13 protein-coding genes are annotated in these 16106 nt (G+C 57.1%); 7 read left to right on the top strand and 6 right to left on the bottom strand.

All coding sequences use genetic code 11. From position 1 onward, the window contains the following. Positions 1–29 precede the first annotated feature (29 nt). The 4 genes from dnaA to AKL25_RS18215 all read right to left on the bottom strand — a co-directional run bounded on the left by dnaA (position 30) and on the right by AKL25_RS18215 (position 3790). Positions 30–1460 (bottom strand): chromosomal replication initiator protein DnaA, encoded by a 1431-nt coding sequence (gene dnaA, locus AKL25_RS18230; RefSeq protein WP_050479130.1) that lies wholly within the window; start codon positions 1458–1460, stop codon positions 30–32. Between the two features lie 292 nt (positions 1461–1752). Then, positions 1753–2520 (bottom strand): class II glutamine amidotransferase, encoded by a 768-nt coding sequence (locus AKL25_RS18225; RefSeq protein WP_050479129.1) that lies wholly within the window; start codon positions 2518–2520, stop codon positions 1753–1755. A gap of 276 nt (positions 2521–2796) precedes the next feature. Further along, a complete protein-coding gene (locus AKL25_RS18220) occupies positions 2797–3117 on the bottom strand; it encodes a hypothetical protein (RefSeq protein WP_050479203.1) in 321 nt (106 codons plus the stop codon). A gap of 430 nt (positions 3118–3547) precedes the next feature. Beyond that, positions 3548–3790 (bottom strand): hypothetical protein, encoded by a 243-nt coding sequence (locus tag AKL25_RS18215; RefSeq protein WP_198361751.1) that lies wholly within the window; start codon positions 3788–3790, stop codon positions 3548–3550. Between the two features lie 199 nt (positions 3791–3989). On the opposite strand from AKL25_RS18215, the gene AKL25_RS18210 reads away from it, so the two are divergent. Beyond that, positions 3990–4940, top strand: a complete 951-nt coding sequence (locus AKL25_RS18210; protein ID WP_050479128.1) for a LysR family transcriptional regulator — start codon at positions 3990–3992, stop codon at positions 4938–4940. Between the two features lie 57 nt (positions 4941–4997). Continuing rightward, on the top strand, positions 4998–7022 hold the full coding sequence (locus AKL25_RS18205; RefSeq protein WP_050479127.1) for an AsmA family protein: 2025 nt from the start codon (positions 4998–5000) through the stop codon (positions 7020–7022). Between the two features lie 361 nt (positions 7023–7383). Here AKL25_RS18205 and AKL25_RS18200 read toward each other — a convergent pair whose 3' ends face one another. Next, positions 7384–7692 (bottom strand): 2Fe-2S iron-sulfur cluster-binding protein, encoded by a 309-nt coding sequence (locus AKL25_RS18200; RefSeq protein WP_050479201.1) that lies wholly within the window; start codon positions 7690–7692, stop codon positions 7384–7386. Between the two features lie 441 nt (positions 7693–8133). After that, positions 8134–9015, bottom strand: a complete 882-nt coding sequence (locus AKL25_RS18195; RefSeq protein WP_050479200.1) for a LysR family transcriptional regulator — start codon at positions 9013–9015, stop codon at positions 8134–8136. A gap of 203 nt (positions 9016–9218) precedes the next feature. Here AKL25_RS18195 and AKL25_RS18190 point away from each other — a divergent pair, with 203 nt between their 5' ends. The 5 genes from AKL25_RS18190 to AKL25_RS18170 all read left to right on the top strand — a co-directional run bounded on the left by AKL25_RS18190 (position 9219) and on the right by AKL25_RS18170 (position 15966). Then, on the top strand, positions 9219–10736 hold the full coding sequence (locus AKL25_RS18190; protein ID WP_050479126.1) for a CoA-acylating methylmalonate-semialdehyde dehydrogenase: 1518 nt from the start codon (positions 9219–9221) through the stop codon (positions 10734–10736). Between the two features lie 95 nt (positions 10737–10831). Continuing rightward, positions 10832–12472 (top strand): GMC family oxidoreductase, encoded by a 1641-nt coding sequence (locus AKL25_RS18185; protein WP_050479125.1) that lies wholly within the window; start codon positions 10832–10834, stop codon positions 12470–12472. A gap of 505 nt (positions 12473–12977) precedes the next feature. Further along, positions 12978–13748, top strand: coding sequence for an ABC transporter ATP-binding protein (locus tag AKL25_RS18180; RefSeq protein WP_050479124.1), 771 nt, complete (start codon positions 12978–12980; stop codon positions 13746–13748). Continuing rightward, positions 13748–14512: an ABC transporter ATP-binding protein gene (locus AKL25_RS18175; RefSeq protein WP_420840722.1), complete on the top strand. Its 765-nt coding sequence runs from the start codon at positions 13748–13750 to the stop codon at positions 14510–14512. The genes AKL25_RS18180 and AKL25_RS18175 overlap by 1 nt, the downstream gene beginning before the upstream one ends. Positions 14513–14748: 236 nt before the next feature. Further along, positions 14749–15966, top strand: a complete 1218-nt coding sequence (locus tag AKL25_RS18170) for an ABC transporter substrate-binding protein (RefSeq protein WP_050479123.1) — start codon at positions 14749–14751, stop codon at positions 15964–15966. Positions 15967–16106: the final 140 nt, after the last annotated feature.

The following is a 16106-nucleotide window of genomic DNA, read 5'->3' as shown; positions in this document are numbered from 1 at the left end:
GCATCTCGCAAATTAATCGTTAGCAGCCCCTAACCTTTCAGGGTCTGCTCGAGCACGTGCAGCTCGTGGTTGCATTCCGGGTTTTTGGTGCGGTCGGCGGCGATCTTGCGGACCGCGTGCAGCACGGTGGTGTGGTCGCGGCCGCCGAACAGGTCGCCGATTTCCGGCAGGCTTTTTTGCGTCAGTTCCTTGGCCAGGTACATGGCGATCTGGCGCGGACGGGCGATATTGGCCGGGCGCTTCTTGGAATACATGTCGGCGACTTTGATGTTGAAGAAGTCGGCGACGGTTTTTTGGATGTTTTCGACGGAGATCTGGCGATTTTGAACGGATAAGAGGTCTTTTAACGCATCTTTGACGACATCGATGGTGATGTCCTTGCCGTGGAAGCGCGAGTAGGCCAGGATCTTGCGCAGGGCGCCTTCGAGCTCGCGGACGTTGGAGCGCAGATGCTTGGCGACGAAGAAGGCGACGTCGTCGGACAGCTGGACGCCTTCCAGCGTGGCTTTTTTCATCAGGATGGCGACGCGCATTTCCAGCTCGGGCGGTTCGATGGCGACGGTCAGGCCGGAATCGAAGCGCGAAATCAGGCGGTCATCCATGCCGCTGATTTCCTTCGGATAGGTATCGCTGGTGATGATGATCTGCTTTTTGGCGGCGATCAGGGCTTCAAAGGCGTAGAAGAACTCTTCCTGGGTGCGGCTCTTGCCGCCGAAGAATTGGATATCGTCGATCAGCAGCAGGTCGAGCGAGTGGTAGTAACGCTTGAAATCGTCGAAACCCTTGCGTTGGTAGGCCGTGACCACGTCGCGCACGTATTGCTCGGCGTGGATGTAGCGGATCTTGGCGTTGGGGTTGTCGGCCAGCACCTGGTTGCCGATGGCGTGGATGACGTGGGTCTTGCCCAGGCCGACGCCGCCGTACAGGAACAGCGGGTTATAAGACACGCCCGGGTTGTTGGCCACCTGGGTCGCAGCGGCGCGCGCGAGCTGGTTGGCTTTGCCGGTGACGAGGTTGTCGAAGGTCAGCACCGAGTTGATGCGCGACAACTCCTGGCGCGGGGTGACCGGCGGCGGCACCGGCTCGACCAGGGATTCCTGGATACCGGTCGGATAGCCGTCGAGCATGGTGCCGTGGCTGTTGCCGCCGTTGCTGTGGTGGCCGCCGTTGCCCGATGGCATCGGCGCTGCCGCGGCTGCCGCGCGGCGCGCGGCGCCGACGCGCGGATCGAGGACGAATTCGACGTCGATCTGCATTTCCCAGTACTCGGAAGCAATGGTGGTGATGCGGCTGGCGAACTGGGTCTTGACCCAGTCGAGCTTGAAGCGGTTGGGCGCGGCAATACGCAGGCGGCCATCTTCGTAATCAAGCGGAGCCAGAGGCTTGATCCAGGCGCTATATTGCTGCGGCGTCAGTTCCTGCTCCAGCTTTGCGGAGCAAGCCTGCCAAAAATTTTCCATGAATCTTCTTATCTAAATATGAGGGTGCAATGAGGCGCAAAAGCGTGCCGAGCTGACTTGGGGAAAGCCGGATGTCAACACTGCGCATCGGGCTATTTTACTCTGATGGGGAAAAGTTATCCACAGGCAGAGGCGGCTTTTGACAGAGTAAAAATGTATATCGACAGCCGGCAAAAGCTTAAGCGGAAATATCGAAGAATGAGGCTTGACAGAGTGGCGGCTGCAGAGGGCGATCCCGGACGGCGGACGGCAGGCGGGACAGGCTTTGCAGCCCGGCCTGCCTAATAATTAATCATTCGACAACGGCGCCGTCGACGAAGACTTTCAGTTCGCCCTGCTGGAATTGGGTCCAGGTTTCGTTGGTGGTCAGCGGCTGGGTGACAATGACGGCAACGCGGTCCTTGGAGGTGGTGACTTCGGAGAAATCCACGGAAATGTCCTGGTCGGACAAATGCGCCGAGGCGAAGGGATGCTGGCGGATGATGTAGTACAAATTGGTGGAGCAATGCGAGAACAGCGCCGAACCGTCCGACAACAGCATGTTAAATGGACCATGTCCGGCGATATAGTGGGTAAGTTCGCGCAACTCCTGCGTCAGGTCGGCCAGCGGCGGCAGGTTTTCGCCGAAACGGTTGCGCAGCTGCTGCAACAGGTAACAGAAGGCCAGTTCGCTGTCGGTTGTGCCGACCGGACGGTAAGGGCCGTTCAAGGTCGGGGTGAAATTCTTGAGGTCGCCGTTATGGGCGAACACCCAGTAGCGTCCCCACAGCTCGCGCACGAACGGGTGGCAATTGGCCAGCGAAACGCGGCCTTGCGTGGCTTTGCGGATGTGGGCGATGACGTGCTGGGATTTGATCGGGCAGCTCTTGATCAGCTCGGCCACCGGCGAAGTCACGGCGGACTGGTAGTCGACGAAGTGACGTACGCCGGAACCTTCAAAGAAGGCGATGCCCCAGCCGTCGCTGTGGTGATCCGTTAATCCGCCGCGATTTGCAAAGCCGGTGAAGCTGAAAACGATGTCGGTGGGCGTGTTGCAATTCATCCCGAGTAACTGGCACATGATGTCGGCGAGGCGGTGAGGCTGGTGTGAGTGTTGATCAAGAATGCCGGCAGCGATAAATAAGATGCGGGCAAGCCCTTACGGTATCACGCAGGCCGGCGCCGAGAAAGCCGGAATGACGGCAATTTCGTTCAATTGCGGTAAAAATCGTCAGCAAATAAAAAAAAGCCCCACGAATTAGGGCTCGTGGGGCTTAATCCTTCCTAAAGAGGGAGGAGGAGACGCGGTACGTAGTGCTTGATCTTTCGGTTGTTCTTTCTTCCGGCGCTCAGCTTCTTATCTGTCGCTGGCGGCCAGGTTGCGCAGTTCTGCGGCAAAACTCGGTTGTGAACGGCTGTAATCGTTGGCCATGCGGTTGAGCATCTTGACGCCGTTGAAACGGTGCTGACGCACACGTTGTTCCAGCGACTTGCGCGGCACGACCAGGACGATGGCGGCGCGCACGATGCCCATGACCAGCGGCTTGAAAACCATCAGCAGGGTGACCAGCACGCCCAGACCCAGCAAGGGGCGCATGAAGGCGACGCTTGCACCGATCAGCGACTGCGCGACCGGAACGGCGGCTTCAACTGGAAAGGCGATGGCTAGGACTGACATGATATTGATTTCCCTGATATCGAATGAATTTCTTCTCTTGTTGCATTGCAGTATATGCATCCCCGGCTCACATTGCCAATTTCATGTTTCGATATCAGATATAGAGATTGTGAATAGCCGCGTCCTGCATTATTCTCGAGACGTGTAGTCACGCATTTCGAAGAAATTCTAAAAAATGCGGACAAAAAAATCCCCGCAAAGCCGAAGCTTGCGGGGAAATCCTTCCTAAAGAGGGAGGAGGAGACACCGGACAGTTTCTTGTGTCGCGCAGTCGGTACCGCCTCAAGACGTCGGTACGAGCATCAAAACACAAGACTGAATGGGGTGGTGCGCTACAGAAGCGGTGGAAAGCGTCGTTATAGCCAGATTGATGCCGGCGCGTTCCGAACTACATCACCGCACTGTAGTAGAGCAAATTACTGAGTGTCGATTAACCGCGGGAAGCGATGAAACGCAGTTCTGCAGCCAGGTTAGGCTGAGTCGATTCAAACTTGTTGGCCAGGCGGTTCATTTGCGCGGCGCCGTCGACGATGTGCTGGTCAGCGGTCAGCAGAGCGGCTTGCGATTCGTGAGCCTGGACGAAACGAACGAAGATGTTGCGCAGTGCAGTACCGATCTTGCCGGCAGCAGTGCCAGTGTTCTTTGCAGAGTAATTAGCGGTCAATGTAGTCATGATGGACTCCTTGCGAAATGTGTTATGTTGCATTGCAGTGTAATGATCCATGACTCGCATTGCCAATTTCGGTTTTGGATATCAGTTATCGGTTTTGTGAATATTATTATTTTGATGTGCCAGTCTTTCCTTTTTCCATTGTTTATTTCGTCCATGTCCTTTACGTCCTTATTTACGTCCACATTAAGGTGCGGCTGATATGAGCTTTTTGACCCTAGACCTGAATCTGTTGCGCGTTTTCGACGCGGTGATGACAGAACAAAACCTGACGCGCGCGGCCAATTTGCTGGCGATGACGCAGCCGGCGGTGTCCAACGCCCTGCGCCGCCTGCGCGACACGCTCAACGACGAACTGGTGATCCGCACCGCCCACGGCGTGAAGCCGACGCCGCGCGCCGAAGAGCTATGGCCGACCGTACGCCGCGCCTTGTCGGAGCTGGAAGCGGTGATCACGCCGGAAACCTTCGACGTGACGCGCGCGCAGAACACCTTCCGCATGGCGATGGTCGATGCGACTGCCGCGCTGTGGCTGCCTTCGCTGGTGCGCACCATCATGCGCGACGCCCCGCGCATCAAGATCCGCATGATGCCGCTGACCACCCGCGATCCGCGCGCGATGCTGTTGCGCGGCGATGTCGACCTGGCGGTGGGTTTCTTCCCGGGCGTGACGGCGCAGCTGGCCGACGGCCTGAAAACCCAGATCAGCCACGAGCGTCTGTACACCGGCCAATACGTGTGCGTGATGCACAAGAACCATCCGCTGGCGGACAAGGAACTGAACCTCGACAACTATTGCTCGGCGGATCACTTGCTGGTCAGTCTGTCGGGCAAACCCCACGCGGTAATCGACGATGTGCTCGCCGGCATGGGACGCGAACGCAAGATTTTGCTGACAGTGAACCAGTTCTTCACGGCCGGACGCATCGTCGCCAGTTCGGAACTCATCACCGTGCTGCCGCGCCATCTGATCGCCGCGACCGGCATGACGGAAGTCCTGGTGGTGAAAGAACTGCCGTTCAAGACGCCGGAAGAACATGTGGACATGCTGTGGCATGAACGCGATGCGCGCAGCCCGGCGCACAAATGGTTGCGTGCACATTTAAGTGCAACAACTCATGACGAATTCGGTCGTATCAATATGAAGCGCTGACGAGATCCTGATTTCCCTTGATGCGGCTGGCGCTGATCACACTCTTTAGGATGATTTATGCCACGAACATCAAAAATAATAGGACTAAGTTTCGCGGGTTTTCTGACGCTCATCATTTTGCTGATCGTCCTGATCGTCAACTTCGACTGGAACCGGGCGCGTCCCTGGATCAACCAGCGCGTCAGCGATGCAACAGGCCGCCACTTCGCCATCCGGGGCGACCTGATCGTGAAGTGGCAAAAACCGGAATCGCCGCAAACCAGCTGGGCCCGGTGGATTCCGTGGCCGCATGTAAGCGCGGCCGACATCGTGCTCGGCAACCCGAGTTGGGCGCCGGCCGATTCCAACATGGTGGCGATCAGGCAGCTGGACGTGACGCTCAATCCCTGGCCGCTGCTGCAACACAAGATCGTCCTGCCGTCACTCGAAGCCGACACCCCGCAAATCGCCCTGCTGCGCAATAAAGACGCTGTCAATAACTGGACCTTCACATCGGACGGTCCCTCGACCTGGGAATTCCGTCCCGAAAAAATCGTGATCCGCAAAGGCAGCGTGCAGCTTGACGACGCCATCCAGAAGATCAATGCCAGGGCCGATATCGACACGCTCGATCCGGCCAAGGAAAGAATCTACGGCATAGGCTGGAAGCTCAAGGGCAGCTTCAACAAGGCCGACATCGGCGGCGAAGGCAAAGCCGGCGGCGTGTTGTCGCTGCAGGATGAAAGCAAACCTTATCCGCTGGAAGCCGATGTGCGCGTCGGCAAAACCCGCATCGCCGTCAAAGGCACGCTGACCAAACCGCAAGAACTTGCCGCGCTCGACCTGCAGCTGAATCTGTCGGGCGACAGCATGGCGCATCTGTTTGCGCTGACCGGCGTGCTGCTGCCGGAAACGCCGCCGTTTTCCACGTCCGGCCATCTGATCGGCAAGCTCGGCACTCAGCAAAGCGACTGGATCTACGACAAATTCAACGGCAAGGTCGGCTCCAGCGATATCGGCGGCACGCTGGAATATCAATCGAAGCAACCGCGGCCGCTGCTCAAGGGCGAGATCGTTTCCAACCTGCTGCAGTTCGACGATCTGGCGCCGCTGATCGGCGCCGACTCCAACGCCAAAAAGGCGGAACGCGGCGCGGAAGAACGCCAGCCGTCGAACAAGGTGTTGCCGGTCAAGGAATTCAAGACCGATGCCTGGGATGCGCTGGATGCCGACGTCAAACTCACCGCGCACAAGGTGGTGAAGGAAAAGAACCTGCCGATCACCGACATCCGCGCCGACCTGCACATGAACAACAAGGTGCTGCAGCTGACGCCGCTCAACTTCGGCATCGCCGGCGGCAACCTGAGCTCCAACATCAAGCTCGACGGCAGCGCACCGAAGATGAAGTCGGAACTGAAACTGTCGGCGCGACGCATCAAGATTCAGCAGTTGTTCCCGAATCTCGACGCGGCGCAGACCAGCTTCGGTGAAATCAACGGCGACGCCGCGCTGACCGCCACCGGCAATTCGGTCGCGGCCATGCTCGGTTCGTCCAACGGCGAATTGAAGACCTTGATCAATCACGGCGCCATCAGCAAGTTGCTGCTGGAAGAGATGGGCCTGAATATCGGCAATGTGGTGGTGTCGAAGCTGTTCGGCGACAAGCAGGTCAAGCTCAATTGCATGGCCGGCGACTTCGCCGTGACCAACGGCCTGATGCAGGCGCGCACCTTTACGCTGGATACCGAAGACGCGATCGTCAACATCAGCGGCAACGTCAATCTGTCCCAGGAGCAACTCGACCTGACCATCAATCCGCGCAGCAAGGGCCTGCGGATTATTTCGCTGCGCTCGCCGCTGTATGTCACCGGTCCGTTCAAGGATCCGGATATCGGCGTCGACAAAGGCACGCTGGCGCTGAAGGCGGGCGGCGCCATTTTGCTGGGTGTGGTGGCCCCGGTTGCAGCCATCCTGCCGCTGATCAACATCAGTGGAGAACAGCAAACCGATTGCGCCAATCTGCTGCAGGAAGCCCAGAAAAAACCGACTGCGCCGCCGCCGGGTAAAACCTACAAAGGCAAGCCGGTGCAGGCCGCCAGGTGATTTCCGGATATCGCTGCCGATAGATTTTTTAAAACCGGTTCGGCAAAATCATCTGTGGATAAGCTTGTGAATAAGTCTTGCGCGGTTTGGGGATAGTGCAAGACTTTTTCACAGCGCCAAAATCTATCCAACAACTGTTCTTTGTTCATACACGTGTTGCCAAGCGTTTATCATTTTCGTAAACGCCTGATTCGATTTCGGTTTACCGGGTTATCCACAGAAAAGGGTCCCTGTTAACTACTACTACTATTTATATATATAAACATCTATATAAAAACCGGAAAACCTTTTTTCTCTTTCTTCCCCATCGATCCAACTAAAAAAAAAGAAAAATCGATCCGGAACTGCCCGGCGGATCATTTCATTTCAAGGAAATGGCATCCGGCACTTCCAGCACCAGGTCCGATTCGGCGACCGCGACACACGGCAACAGGTAACCTTCGGCTTTTTCTTCCCTGGTCAGCCCCGGCCAATCGATCTGATAACTGATTTGCCCGCTTTTTAAAAAACAAAGACAGGTGCGGCATGTTCCGTTACGGCAAGAACTTGGCATGCGGATGAATGCCTGTTGTGCGGAAGTCAGCAAAGACAACGCCGGCTTCGCGATAAATTCCAGTCCTGAGGGCTGGATGAGCACCTTGTAGGCATTTTTTTGGTCTTGCTCGTCCATGGGCATCAATTGGTTTGTTTTTGCTGTGGCGACGTCTTGCAGCTCGTTCACGAGGAAATGGCCGTCTGGAAATGAAAATTCATCTGTTTCATCACCAACCAGCTCTCGTATCAGACAAAACGACTTGAAAAACCGCATTCGAGCGTGTTTTTAAGGTCATCTGTGGATAAGTCTCTGCATATCTTCTGTGCGAAATGGGGATAGGTCAAAAGTTCTTCACATCTCCATTTTCTATCCACCATCTGTTCTTTTGCCATACAAGACTTACCAAGCGGTTATGAATTTCGTAAACCCATGATTTGATTTTGGTTTACCGGGTTATCCACAGAAAGGGGTCCCTGTTAACTACTACTACTATTTATATATATAACCTATTAATTTAAAAACCAAACCCAGCTTATTCCCGGGAAAACGTAAAAAATTCCTTTGAAACAACATTAATCAGGACCAGACATCCTGCAACAAAGCGAATACGGCGCCGATGGCCGGTTCGTTTTTACGTTTATCAAGGGAAATGAAAGACAGCTCGGTCGACAAATCGACTGCATCGGCAATCACCAGGCCGTGTGCATGCGATTGGTTAAGCGCAATCGACTCACGCGCCAGCGACAGGCCGACGCCGGATTTCACCAGATCCAGCATGGAAGATTCCTGATCGACCAGCGCGACCGCATTAGGCGTGAGCTTGTATTGGGCAAAAACCCGGTTCAGCAGACGGTGATGTGCGGACTCCGGCGGGGTCCAGATCCAGGGGAGCTGCGCCAGCTCCTTCCAGCCTTTGCCGGCAATCCGGCTTTTCCAACCGGCCGGGGCGATGACGTTATAAGTGAAATGGGTCAAAGTCAGGCTGTGGAAGCCTTTGCCCGGCGAACCGAGGAAAAAGCCGACATCCAGCTCGCCGGCTTTGACTTGCTGCAGCACCGAACCCGACATATGGTGTTGAAGACGTGTGGATAGTTGGGGATGACGTTCCACCAGCAGTTTGAGGAAGGCGCCGAGACGGATGAATTCGGGATCGAGGATGGTGCCGACGGCCAGCGTGCCGATCAGATTGCCGGCGCTGCTGTGCAAGGCGTTGGCATGTTGATGGAATTCCTGCAGGGTGTGCAGAACCCGTTCCGCGACCGGCAACAGCTTGCTGCCTTCATTGGTCAGTTTCATGCCGGCGCTGGTGCGGGTGAACAGGGTCAGGTTCAGCCTTTCCTGCAGCAACTTGATTTGCAGGCTGACCGCAGGCTGGGTGACGTGGAGGGTTTCTGCGGCGCGGGTCAGGTTGCCTTCATGGGCCACGGCGACAAAAGCGCGTAATTGTGTGAAATCCATGATCAAGTTCGATTAAAAGTAGTCAACTATCATTCGTGACTGATTTTAAGGATATGAGAATTATCAGTAATTTTTATATTGCTGTTGATAATAACTGATTGGATTCATTTCATTCGAGGCTATATTCTTCCAAAACCAAACAAATAAGCCGATTTCAGCCATCTCCAGGCCAACTCTATTCATTGATCACCAAAGGGATACTTATGACTGTCGCACCATCGACCATTCAGCATTACATCAACGGCCGTGTCGTTCCGTCCGAAAGCGGCCGTCAGCAAGACGTGTTCAATCCGGCCACCGGCGAGGTGTCGGCCAAGGTAGTGCTGGCGTCGACAGCTGAAGTCAATGCGGCAGTGGCCGCCGCCAGCGCTGCAGCGCCGGCCTGGGCTGAAACAGCGCCGCTCAAGCGTGCGCGCGTGCTGTTCAAGTTCAAGGAATTGATCGAGCAGCATCATGACGACCTCGCAGCGGCGATCACACGTGAACACGGCAAGGTGTTTTCCGATGCCAAGGGCGAAGTCACGCGCGGTCTGGAAATTGTCGAATTCGCCTGCGGCGTGCCGCAACTGCTGAAGACGCAATTCACCGACAACATCGGCGGCGGCATCGACAATTGGAATCTGCGCCAGCCGCTGGGTGTGACGGCCGGCATCACGCCGTTCAATTTTCCGGTGATGGTGCCGCTGTGGATGGCGCCGCTGGCGATTGCCACCGGCAACAGCTTTATCCTGAAGCCGTCCGAACGCGATCCGTCGCCGTCGCTGATGCTGGCCGATCTGTTCAAGCGCGCCGGCTTGCCGGACGGTGTGTTCAACGTGGTCCAGGGCGACAAGGTGGCGGTCGACGCGCTGCTGCAGCATCCGGAAGTGCAGGCGATCTCGTTTGTCGGTTCGACGCCGATTGCGGAATACATCTACAGCGAAGCGACCAAGCGCGCCGGTACCTATCCCTTGCGTGCGCAGGCATTGGGCGGCGCCAAGAATCATCTGGTGGTGATGCCGGACGCGAATCTGGAACAAGCGGTCGATGCGCTGATCGGCGCCGCTTACGGTTCCGCCGGCGAACGTTGCATGGCGATCTCGGTGGCGGTGGCGGTCGGCAGCGTAGCCGACAAGCTGATCGAAGCGCTGATCCCGCGCGTGAAGGCATTGAAGATCAAAAACGGCATGGAAGCCGATGCCGAGATGGGCCCGCTGGTGACTGCTGCGCACAAGGCCAAGGTCGAAGGCTATATCGACGACGGCGTGCAGGCCGGCGCCAAGCTGCTGGTGGATGGCCGCGGCATCAGCGTGCCGGGTCATCAAAAAGGCTTCTTCGTCGGCGGCACCTTGTTTGACAACGTCACGCCGGACATGAAGATCTACAAGGAAGAAATTTTCGGACCGGTGCTGTGCGTGGTGCGCGTGCCGGACTTCGCCGAAGCGGTGCGTCTGATCAATGCGCACGAATACGGCAACGGCGTGTCGCTGTTCACTGCGGACGGCAACACCGCGCATGAATTTTCGCGCCGCATCCAGGTCGGCATGGTCGGCATCAATGTGCCGATCCCGGTGCCGATGGCCTGGCATTCCTTTGGCGGCTGGAAGCGCTCGCTGTTCGGCGATACCCATGCTTACGGCGAAGAGGGCATCAAGTTCTATACGCGATATAAGTCCATCATGCAGCGCTGGTCGGCTACTATCGGCAAGGGCGCGGAATTTACGATGCCGGTGGCGAAGTAATCAAAGTTGCTTATCACCCTCCTTGTCGTCCCAGCGAACGCTGGGACGACGGCGTATCGATTGGCGTCAGATAAAAAAATAACGGAGACAGCAGCATGGAGTCAGCAGGTAAATACGATTACATCATCGTCGGCGGCGGCACGGCCGGTTGCGTACTGGCCAACCGGCTCAGCCACGATCGCGGCGTCAAGGTGCTGCTGATCGAGGCGGGCGCCAAGGACGATTACCTGTGGATTCACATCCCCGTCGGTTATCTGTATTGCATCAATAATCCGCGCACCGACTGGCTGTATCGCACCGAAGCGGATGCCGGCCTCAACGGCCGCAGCCTGATTTATCCGCGCGGCAAAGTGCTGGGCGGCTGCTCGTCGATCAACGGCATGATTTACATGCGCGGCCAGGAGCGCGACTACAACGAGTGGGCGCAGCTGAGCGGCGACGACAGCTGGCGCTGGGACCAGGTGCTGCCGCTGTTCAAGAAGAGTGAGGATCACTACAAAGGCGGCGATCAGTTTCACGGCGCCGGCGGCGAGTGGCGCGTGGAGAAGCAGCGCCTGTCGTGGGAGATCCTCGATGCCTTCCGCGATGCGGCGGCGGAAGTCGGCATTCCCAAGATCGATGACTTCAACCGCGGCGACAACGAAGGCAGTTCTTACTTCGACGTGAATCAGAAACGCGGCATCCGCTGGAATGCTTCCAAGGCGTTTTTGAAACCGGCGATGAAGACCGGCAATCTCGACGTCATGACCGGTTCGCACGTCAAGCGCCTGCGCATTGAGCAACGTGAGGTCGGTGGAATAAGCGGCCCGGTTTGCGTCGGCGTCGAATTCACCGGCGGCGGCAAGGAGTGGTACGCGGAGTCCACTTCCGAAACCATCCTGGCCGCCGGCGCGGTCGGCTCGCCGCACATCCTGCAATTGTCGGGCATCGGTCCGGCGGACTTGTTGCAGCAGCATCAGATTCCGGTGGTCAAAGACCTGGCGGGCGTGGGCGAGAACCTGCAGGATCATTTGCAGATCCGCACGGCGTTCAAGGTCAAGGGCGTGAAGACGCTCAACATGATGGCCAACAACTGGTTTGGCAAAATGAAGATCGGTATGGAATACGCCTTGTTCCAGAGCGGGCCGATGTCGATGGCGCCGTCGCAGCTGGGCGTGTTCGCCAGGTCCGACGCATCGCAAACGAGCGCCAACCTCGAGTACCACGTGCAGCCCTTGTCGCTGGAAAAATTCGGCGATCCGCTGCATCCTTTCCCGGCATTCACCGCCAGCGTCTGCAATCTGCGCCCGACCTCGCGCGGACACATTCGCCTGGGTTCCGGCGACGGCGCAGTGGCGCCGAAGATTACCTTGAATTACCTCAGCACCGAACAGGACCGCAAGGTCGCGGCGGATTCGCTCAAGCTCACGCGCAAGATCGCCGCCGCGCCGGCCTTGCGAAAATATCAACCCGACGAATGCAAGCCCGGGGTGGAATACCAGTCTGAGGAAGAGTTATACAAAGCCGCCGGCGAAATCGGCACGACCATCTTCCATCCGGTCGGCACCTGCAAGATGGGTCGCGCCGACGATGCGCTGGCAGTGGTCGACAGCGAATTGCGCGTGCGCGGCGTGGCCGGACTGCGCGTGGTAGACGCTTCCGTGATGCCTACCATCACATCCGGTAATACCAATTCTCCTACGGTCATGATTGCTGAAAAGACAGCAGAACTGATCAGAAAAGCGCGCAAAAATTAAATATTTCGGGCTTTGCCCAATACGGTACTTATACGTATTGTAGTAATGGTACGACTCGGCTACTATGCGCCAGATATTAAAAAAATAAGACTCTCGCACAAGGCTTGAAGACAGGTGTTCAGGCCCTAAAAAGAGTAGTTGCCGACGTCAGAAGCGTCGCGTAACTTACTGAGGGTCTGTTAACAATGAATTTGCGAATGCGAACGCGCGGCAGGCGTTGACTGCCTGTGCGTAGCGACGCGACATAGCGATGCTGTGGCAAGGAGATGCAACAACGACAGGCGACGCCTGCAGCCGTTCCCAAAGGGTTGCTGCAAAAAAGCGCGTTGACTGCGTTGCATGGCTTGCAGGTGGGCCCACCACCTGCTGCGCCGCGCGCCTTGCCAACACGCTTTTTCGCAACAACGCATCGCGCAAATTCATTGTTAACAGACCCAGGCGGCCATGCGGTTATAAAGACGCATGGTATTCACGGGAAGAATGAGAAGAGACAAGAAGAGACACTATGACAGATGTCATTCTGGAGACAAAAAACCTGACGAAGGAATTCAAGGGTTTTACAGCAGTCAGTAAAGTCAACTTGCAAGTCCAGCGCGGGCATATCCATGCGCTGATCGGACCGAATGGCGCCGGCAAGACGACTTGCTTCAATCTGCTGACCAAATTCCTGGTGCCGACTTCGGGCCAGATCCTGTTCAATGGCAAGGACATCACGATGGATGCGCCGGCGCAGATTGCGCGCCAGGGCATCATTCGTTCTTTCCAGATTTCGGCCGTGTTTCCTCACCTGAGCGTGATGGAAAACGTGCGTATCGGCTTGCAACGCACCTTGGGCACTTCCTTCCATTTCTGGAAGAACGGCGACAGCCTGAAGCAGCTCAACGATCGCGCCATGGCCTTGCTCGAAGAAGTCGACCTGACCAGCTTCGCCGACACCATCACCGTCGATTTGCCTTACGGCCGCAAGCGCGCGCTGGAGATCGCCACGACCCTGGCGATGGAACCGGAACTGATGCTGCTCGACGAACCGACCCAGGGCATGGGCCACGAAGACGTTGATCGCGTGACTGCGCTGATCAAGAAAGTCTCGGCCGGCCGCACCATCCTGATGGTCGAACATAATATGAACGTGATCTCCGGCATTTGCGACCGCATCAGCGTGTTGCAACGCGGCGCTGTGCTGGCCGAAGGCACGTATGACCAGGTATCGAAGAACCCGCAAGTGATGGAAGCCTACATGGGCACGACATCGGGCGCACTGGAAGGAGCTCACTGATGAACACGGCAACCATGCAACAAGGCGGCGTGACATCGGCGGATAACACCGGCAGCGGCACACCCGCGCTGGCGATCTCCGACCTGCAAGCCTGGTACGGCGAATCGCACATCCTGCACAACGTCAACCTGACCGTGAACAAAGGCGAAGTCGTGACGCTGCTGGGCCGCAACGGCGCCGGCCGCACCACCACCCTGCGTTCCATCATGGGCCTGGTCGGTGCGCGCAAGGGTTCGATCAAGATCAACGGCAATGAAACCATCGCCATGCCGACCCACAAGATCGCGCATCAGGGCGTCGGTTATTGTCCGGAAGAGCGGGGCATCTTTTCGTCGCTGTCGGCGGAAGAAAACCTGATGCTGCCGCCGTTCGTGTCGAAGACCGACAAAGGTATGTCGATCGAAGAGATCTACGACATGTTCCCCAATCTGAAAGAGCGCCGCAACAGCCAGGGCACACGCTTGTCCGGCGGCGAACAGCAAATGCTGGCGGTGGCGCGCATCCTGCGCACCGGCGCGCGCCTGCTGTTGCTCGACGAAATTTCCGAAGGCCTGGCGCCGGTCATCGTGCAGGCGCTCGCGCGCATGATCCTGATGCTCAAGTCCAAGGGCTACACCATCGTGATGGTGGAACAGAATTTCCGTTTTGCGGCGCCGCTGGCGGACCGTTTCTATGTCATGGAACACGGTCAGATCGTGGAGTCGTTTGCCGCTGCAGAATTGCAATCGAAGACGCAGAAGCTCAACGAATTGCTGGGCGTTTAAGTCCGCGCAGTTTCTGTTTCGCCGCAACACGGATTCCGAATAGTCGGCTTAAAGAGTCACATAAGAGTCACACTAATCAGCAAGTCATAAAAAGAATGCACCATGCGTTTCATCGGTGCGCAGGGCAGTCACGCAGTCGGTGGCGCGTCGTCCGTACCGCGGTACGGCGTGCGTCACACAAAAACTTACGCAACAACTTCAGGTAGCAAGCGAGCGTTATAACAAAGGAGATGGAAATGAAATTGAAGACAATGTCACTCGCCGTATCGACTGCGGCAGCAGCGTTCGCTTTGGCAGCATCGGCGCCGGCTTCGGCGCAGATCTCCGGCGACGTGATCAAGATCGGTTTCATCACCGATATTTCCGGCGTCTACTCGGACATCGACGGCCAGGGCGGCGCGGAAGCGATCAAGTTCGCAATCGCCGACATGGGCGGCGCGATCAACGGCAAGAAGATCGAACTGGTCGTTGCCGATCACCAGAACAAGGCTGACGTTGCGGCCAGCAAGTCGCGCGAATGGTTCGACCAGCAGGGCGTCGACGTCCTGATCGGCGGCACCAATTCCGGCACGGCGCTGGCGATGGCGAAAGTCGCCAACGAAAAGAAAAAGGTCTTCATTGAAAACGGCGCCGGCTCGGCCCGCCTGACCAATGAAGAATGCTCGCCTTACACCGTTCACTATGCCTACGACACCGTGGCGCTGGCCAAGGGCACAGGCTCCGCAGTGGTCAAGCAAGGCGGCAAGAGCTGGTTCTTCCTGACCGCCGACTATGCGTTCGGTCACTCGCTGGAAAGCGACACCAGCAACGTCGTCAAGGCATCGGGCGGTACGGTCGTAGGTTCGGTCAAGCATCCGCTGGGCGCATCCGACTTCTCGTCCTTCCTGTTGCAGGCGCAAACTTCCAAGGCCCAGATCATCGGCCTGGCCAACGCCGGCGGCGACTTCATCAATTCGGTGAAGGCAGCCAACGAGTTCGGCATCACCAAGACCGCCAAGCTGGCCGGCCTGCTGGTGTTCATCAACGACGTGCACTCGCTGACGCCGAAGCTGACCCAGGGCATGTACCTGACCGACAGCTGGTACTGGGACGCCAACGACGAGACCCGCAAGTTCGCCAAGCGCTACTTCGAAAAGCAAAAGAAGATGCCTTCGAGCCTGCAGGCCGCCGACTACTCCGCCGCGCTGCAATACCTGCAAGCGGTGAAGGCTGCCGGCACGGATGATTCGGACAAGGTCATGGCGCAGCTGCGCAAGATGAAGTTCAACGACGTGTTCCAGAAGAACGGCTACCTGCGCGCCGACGGCCGCGTGGTCCACGATATGTATTTGTACCAGGTCAAGACACCGGCCGAATCCAAGTACCCATGGGACTACTACAAGCTGGTGCAAACCATTCCCGGCGAACAGGCATGGACCACCAAGGCTGAATCCAAGTGCTCGGCCTGGAAATAAGTCGTCGTCAATTAGCTGGTAAATAGACGCATCAAGAGATCTGTCATTTCTGTTCAAGCGGGGATGACAGATTTTTCTTGTTGCACTTGATAAGCCGGAAGCGCATGGTGTCACCACCAACCGACATCCGGTCAATCAGA

The sequence above is a fragment of the Herbaspirillum rhizosphaerae genome (assembly GCF_001189965.1).
In the GTDB taxonomy this organism is placed as follows: Bacteria; Pseudomonadota; Gammaproteobacteria; order Burkholderiales; family Burkholderiaceae_D; genus Herbaspirillum; species Herbaspirillum rhizosphaerae.
The sequence above is the reverse complement of the archived record's forward strand: the minus strand, read 5'-3'. Positions and strand labels throughout refer to the sequence as shown.

Excerpts from the sequence above, each read along its gene's own strand:
- AKL25_RS18185 (WP_050479125.1), top strand. The coding sequence starts at position 10,832 with ATGGAGTCAGCAGGTAAATACGATTACATCATCGTCGGCGGCGGCACG.
- AKL25_RS18210 (WP_050479128.1), top strand. The coding sequence starts at position 3,990 with ATGAGCTTTTTGACCCTAGACCTGAATCTGTTGCGCGTTTTCGACGCG.
- AKL25_RS18225 (WP_050479129.1), bottom strand. The coding sequence starts at position 2,520 with ATGTGCCAGTTACTCGGGATGAATTGCAACACGCCCACCGACATCGTT.
- AKL25_RS18175 (WP_420840722.1), top strand. The coding sequence starts at position 13,748 with ATGAACACGGCAACCATGCAACAAGGCGGCGTGACATCGGCGGATAAC.
- AKL25_RS18200 (WP_050479201.1), bottom strand. The coding sequence starts at position 7,692 with ATGGACGAGCAAGACCAAAAAAATGCCTACAAGGTGCTCATCCAGCCC.
- AKL25_RS18215 (WP_198361751.1), bottom strand. The coding sequence starts at position 3,790 with ATGACTACATTGACCGCTAATTACTCTGCAAAGAACACTGGCACTGCT.
- dnaA (WP_050479130.1), bottom strand. The coding sequence starts at position 1,460 with ATGGAAAATTTTTGGCAGGCTTGCTCCGCAAAGCTGGAGCAGGAACTG.
- AKL25_RS18205 (WP_050479127.1), top strand. The coding sequence starts at position 4,998 with ATGCCACGAACATCAAAAATAATAGGACTAAGTTTCGCGGGTTTTCTG.
- AKL25_RS18170 (WP_050479123.1), top strand. The coding sequence starts at position 14,749 with ATGAAATTGAAGACAATGTCACTCGCCGTATCGACTGCGGCAGCAGCG.
- AKL25_RS18195 (WP_050479200.1), bottom strand. The coding sequence starts at position 9,015 with ATGGATTTCACACAATTACGCGCTTTTGTCGCCGTGGCCCATGAAGGC.
- AKL25_RS18180 (WP_050479124.1), top strand. The coding sequence starts at position 12,978 with ATGACAGATGTCATTCTGGAGACAAAAAACCTGACGAAGGAATTCAAG.
- AKL25_RS18190 (WP_050479126.1), top strand. The coding sequence starts at position 9,219 with ATGACTGTCGCACCATCGACCATTCAGCATTACATCAACGGCCGTGTC.
- AKL25_RS18220 (WP_050479203.1), bottom strand. The coding sequence starts at position 3,117 with ATGTCAGTCCTAGCCATCGCCTTTCCAGTTGAAGCCGCCGTTCCGGTC.